Origin of the sequence: Lactiplantibacillus sp. 30.2.29, assembly GCF_018991255.1 — a bacterium.
Taxonomy (GTDB): domain Bacteria; phylum Bacillota; class Bacilli; order Lactobacillales; family Lactobacillaceae; genus Lactiplantibacillus; species Lactiplantibacillus pentosus.
Genome location: NZ_JAGYGU010000066.1, coordinates 1 through 4,985, shown reverse-complemented (window position 1 = coordinate 4,985; position 4,985 = coordinate 1). Strand labels below are relative to the sequence as shown.

Below are 4,985 nucleotides of genomic sequence, written 5' to 3'. Positions count from 1 at the left end.
ATCAATTAGCTACCTTACCTAAAATATGGCATCAAGTCTATGACTTAGTTTTAAAAACGACGTTAGCGATGTTTGCTGATCCTTACGAATATGAAGAAACCACCATTGTTACCCAAGTCGGCGATGCTAATTTTAAAGCAACCGGTAAGGCCCCAACTAAGCAAGGTTGGCAAGCATTATTTGATGAAAACAAAGCCGACCAGCAAGAAGCAGCCACCCTACCGATTGTTCACCAAGGCGACCAAGTTCCAGCGAATCTGCAAACGCCGCAAAAAGAAACGACACCACCGGTACCCTTTACCGAAGGAACCCTGATTACGGCCATGAAGACTGCCGGCAAAACGCTTGATGATGAAGCAGCCCAGGCAATTCTCAAAGATGTGCAAGGCATTGGGACAAGTGCGACCCGGGCCAATGTGCTAGAAGTGTTAAAGCAACGCGGCTATCTCGTCACTGAAAAAAATAAGCTGCACGTCAGTGAAGCTGGGATCACACTATGTAAAGCAGTCGAACTCGAACCCTTGCTAACTAGTCCAGAAATGACGGCTAAATGGGAGCAAGCGTTACAGCAAATCAGTACCGAAGAACGCACCCCGGATAACTTTTTGAGCCAAATTAAGAAGTTCGTAGTGAAATTGATCGCTGATGTCCCAACACAATTAACTGGCAGTGCAGCCATTAAGCAACAAATCAATCACCAACAGCAAGCGCAAAAAGTTACCGAGGAGTTCTTAGAAACACCACAAGTAACTGTCATAAATAAACAAAAGTTTTACATTGTGAAACCCAAGCAAGGCGAGGACTTTACCCTACCCAAGAAATGGAGCAACAAAACATCACGATTGAAGTATATCGGAATCATGGGGAACCGGTTATGATGTCGTTGATATTGAGAGCGCACAACAGAACAAGGTTGTGGTGACTAACATTCCCACATATGCAAGTGACGCAGTAACACAATTTACTTTCTCGTTATTATTAGAAGTGACTAGTCAAGTTGGATTACATAATCAGGGCCAATACCATAGTAACTACTAGGACGAATTTTTACATTTCGTCCTATTGTAACGGAGTTTCCCATTGTCACTTCTGACTCAGACAGGCCTTGAACTTCCATCATAATCTTCAAACCTAACCAATTTGCCTGCTCTGATATGTTGAATATTCATTAACCTCACATGATTCCCAACGAATAGAATGCTATGTCCTTTGATTCTTGAACGCTACCAAATTCCTCGTATCATTTTTAACAAGGCGCCCATGTATATCGCAATTTTGTCTCTTGATGAGACCGAAGAATTTACTTTCACAATTTTCTCCTTTAACTGTTTAAATTTTACAATTTTGTTGTGCTAGCTCCTTCATGCGCTAATTATCCGAGACTTTTTAGGAATGCACTCAATGCTTCCTGCCAGGTTAGTATCTTATAACCAGTTGCTTTAGCCTTATCCAAATTCATCACTGAATGCTGTGGCCGGTAAGCCTTTTGTGGAAATTGTTCAGAAGTAACTGGTGCTACTTCAACATCAGTATCCTTCAAAATTTCCTTCGCAAAGTCATACCAAGTAGCTGTACTATCGTTACTTAATTGATAGGTCCCTGAAGCGGCTTCAGTTTTCACCAGGTGGACCATAAATTCTGCTAATGTTCGCGTCCAGGTTGGCCGTCCAAGTTGATCATTGACGACTGTCAACTTGTCATGCGTCTTTGCTAAATTCTGCATTGTGAAGACAAAGTTATGTCCAAATTCGCCGAAAACCCAGCTAGTCCGAACAATATAGTAATCAGCACCGCTGTGACGAACGGCTTCTTCACCAGCCCACTTAGCACGCCCATACTCATTCTTGGGGTTGGCGGGATCATCTTCTAAATATTCGCCTTTATTAGTGCCATCAAAAACGTAGTCAGTAGAAACATAAACCAATTTAACACCCTGTTCAGCTGCTACTTGGGCTAAATTTTTTGTTCCATCAACATTTACCAGCCAATTGAGGGCTTTGCCTTCATCTTCGGCCTTATCAACTGCTGTGTAAGCCGCGCAATCATATAAGACCGCTGGTTGTAATTCGGCAATCTTAGCTTTGACTGCGTCCAAGTCTGTAATATCCAATTCTTTTTCAGTCAGCGCGTCAAATGCAATTTCTTGTTCATTTAATAGTCGTTGTAACTCATGACCTAACTGACCATTGGCACCAATAATCATTACTTTAGCCATTTTCATTTCCTCCTAAAAAATAAGCGAACTGTCAATCGACACTTCGCTTATTCAAAATCTTCTGTGTTTTTATTGCCCGTTCTTGGCGTAGTTTGATTCAACCTTGTTCTTATCTGCTTGCCACCAGTCTTGATGGTCCGTATACCAATCAATCGTTGCTTTCAAACCAGACTGGAAGTCAGTAAACTCTGGCTGCCAACCTAATTCCGTGCGCAACTTAGTTGAATCGATTGCATAACGTAAATCATGGCCGGGACGGTCCTTAACAACATCATAAGCATCTTTAGGCTGACCCATTAATTCAAGAATCATTTCCAAGACGTCCTTATTATTCATTTCACCATCGGCACCAATCAGGTAGGTCTCACCAATCTTACCCTTGGTTAAAATATCCCAAACGGCCGCAGAATGGTCGTTCGTGTGAATCCAGTCACGAACATTTTTACCACTACCATATAATTTTGGCCGAATACCACTTAATATATTAGTAATTTGGCGTGGAATAAATTTCTCAATATATTGATAAGGACCATAGTTATTTGAGCAGTTTGAAATGGTGGCTTGTAAGCCAAACGAACGCATCCAAGCCCGAACTAAGAGATCACTGCTGGCCTTAGATGAAGAGTATGGGCTGGAAGGCTTATACCGACTAGTTGGTGTAAACTTCTCGCCAACACCCTCACCATGGCCCGGTAAATCTTCCCGTAATGGTAAATCACCGTATACTTCATCAGTGGAAACATGGTGGAAGCGTTTGTTAAACTTATGTGCGGATTGAATCAGCGTATAAGTCCCAATAATATTCGTTTCGATGAATGGCCATGGATCCTTCAATGAATTATCATTATGGCTTTCAGCGGCGTAATGGACAACCGCGTCAGTTTGTTGCATTAATTCATCAACTAAGGGCGCATCACAAATGTCACCCACAACTAATTTAACCCGGTCGCCTAGAATTTCTTCCAAGTTGGCCCGATTACCAGCATAAGTTAACTTATCTAACACGGTAATCTGGACTTCGGGATGATGATTATAAACATAGTGAACAAAGTTAGAACCAATAAAGCCGGCACCACCGGTAACTAATAAGTTTTCCATGACGTCTCCTTAAATTTCGCCGTAAACAAACAGATTATTCTGTTCAAATTCTTTGAAGGTCTGTTGTTTAGCATCCTTTTCAGAAGTAATAGCTTGATCGTAATCAATAGGCCAGTTAATATTTAAATCTTTATCCATAAAGGTGATTCCACCATCAGCTTCAGCGTTGTAGTAGTTATCACACTTGTATAAGAAATTAACATTATCAGTCAATGTCACAAAGCCATGGGCAAAACCACGGGGGACTAACAATTGACGGTGGTTACTTTCAGAGATAATGTAGCCTTCCCATTCACCGTACGTAGGTGAGCCAGCACGAACGTCCACAATAACATCAAGCACGGCACCAGTCACCACGCGAATTAATTTAGTTTGCGCTGCCTTGCCACGTTGAAAATGCAGTCCCCGCAAAACACCCGCTTCAGCTGACAATGATTGATTATCCTGAATGAAATCAAAATCAACTCCAGCTTCTTTGAAATCACGGTCAGAGTAAGTTTCCGTAAAGAACCCGCGCTTGTCACCAAAAACTGCTGGTTCAATAATCTTAACATCTTGTAACTTAGTCGTTGTTACCTTTAATTTGCCCAAAATTTAAGCCCTCCCAATTAATCTTAATAAGTATTGACCGTAATCATTCTTCTTCAATGGTTGCGCCAATTCATACACTTTATCAGCATCGATATAGCCCATCCGATAGGCCACTTCTTCGAGACAAGCCACTTTTAGGTTCTCACGTCTTTCAACAGTTGCAATAAAACTGCTTGCTTCTTGTAATGAATCATGGGTCCCAGTATCAAGCCAGGCAAACCCTCGTCCCATGAGTTCAACATCTAACTCATTATGTTCTAAGTAAACTTTGTTGATATCCGTAATCTCCAATTCACCACGTGGTGATGGTTGAATATTCTTCGCAATATCAACGACTTGATTATCATAAAAATACATTCCCGTGACAGCATAATTACTAGCTGGGTGTACAGGCTTTTCAACAATGGACTTTGCATGCATATTTTCATCAAAGTCAACGACACCAAACCGTTCCGGATCATTGACATGGTAACCAAAGACCGTGGCCCCCTCCGGCTTAGCGCTAGCATGTTGAAGCATCTTGGATAAGCCGCCACCATAATAAATATTATCACCTAAAATCAGGCAGACTGAGTCGTCACCAATAAAATCAGCACCCAAAATAAAAGCTTCAGCTAAACCGTTCGGCTTTTCTTGGACAGCATAGGATAGATTCAAGCCCAAATCATGACCATCGCCTAACAGTTCTTTGAACCGTGGTGTATCATCCGGTGTTGAAATAACCAAAATATCTTGGATTCCTGCCAACATTAACGTCGACAACGGATAATAAATCATTGGCTTATCATAAATCGGGATCAATTGTTTTGAAATCGCCCGTGTAATTGGATACAGCCTTGTGCCAGACCCACCCGCCAAAATAATCCCTTTCATTCTAAAATTAATCCTCCCTAAATTTTATATCTTTAGCAAATACAGTAAATGTACCATGGCCTTGTCATGTATTATTAACATCATAATCACGAAACAAAGAAGTGCTCCAATGGAATTTAGGACAAATGAAAGATATAAATTAAAACCGTCAAAATTAACAATTTTAAATACAAACAATGTGATAACGAAAGCCAACACCATTTTGTAG

At 41.1% G+C, this 4,985-nt stretch carries 4 protein-coding genes and 2 pseudogenes; 2 read left to right on the top strand and 4 right to left on the bottom strand.

Annotation, left to right across the window (positions count from 1 at the left end):
• Nucleotides 1-836: pseudogene (locus tag KGF65_RS16345) on the top strand (DNA topoisomerase); the annotation flags it as partial.
• Nucleotides 828-1,014: pseudogene (locus KGF65_RS17200) on the top strand (D-2-hydroxyacid dehydrogenase); the annotation flags it as partial. The pseudogenes KGF65_RS16345 and KGF65_RS17200, both read left to right, overlap by 9 nt.
• Nucleotides 1,015-1,372: 358 nt before the next feature.
• On the opposite strand, the gene rfbD reads toward KGF65_RS17200, so the two are convergent.
• The 4 genes from rfbD to rfbA form a co-directional block, all read right to left on the bottom strand.
• Nucleotides 1,373-2,215 (bottom strand): dTDP-4-dehydrorhamnose reductase, encoded by an 843-nt coding sequence (gene rfbD / locus KGF65_RS16340; RefSeq protein ID WP_216788249.1) that lies wholly within the window; start codon nucleotides 2,213-2,215, stop codon nucleotides 1,373-1,375.
• Nucleotides 2,216-2,284: 69 nt separating this feature from the next.
• A complete protein-coding gene (gene rfbB / locus KGF65_RS16335) occupies nucleotides 2,285-3,313 on the bottom strand; it encodes a dTDP-glucose 4,6-dehydratase (RefSeq protein ID WP_216788248.1) in 1,029 nt (342 codons plus the stop codon).
• A gap of 9 nt (nucleotides 3,314-3,322) precedes the next feature.
• Complete coding sequence (gene rfbC, locus KGF65_RS16330; RefSeq protein ID WP_216788247.1) at nucleotides 3,323-3,904, bottom strand: dTDP-4-dehydrorhamnose 3,5-epimerase; 582 nt, start codon at nucleotides 3,902-3,904, stop codon at nucleotides 3,323-3,325.
• Nucleotides 3,905-3,907: 3 nt separating this feature from the next.
• On the bottom strand, nucleotides 3,908-4,777 hold the full coding sequence (gene rfbA, locus KGF65_RS16325) for a glucose-1-phosphate thymidylyltransferase RfbA (RefSeq protein WP_216788246.1): 870 nt from the start codon (nucleotides 4,775-4,777) through the stop codon (nucleotides 3,908-3,910).
• Between the last annotated feature and the right edge of the window lie 208 nt (nucleotides 4,778-4,985).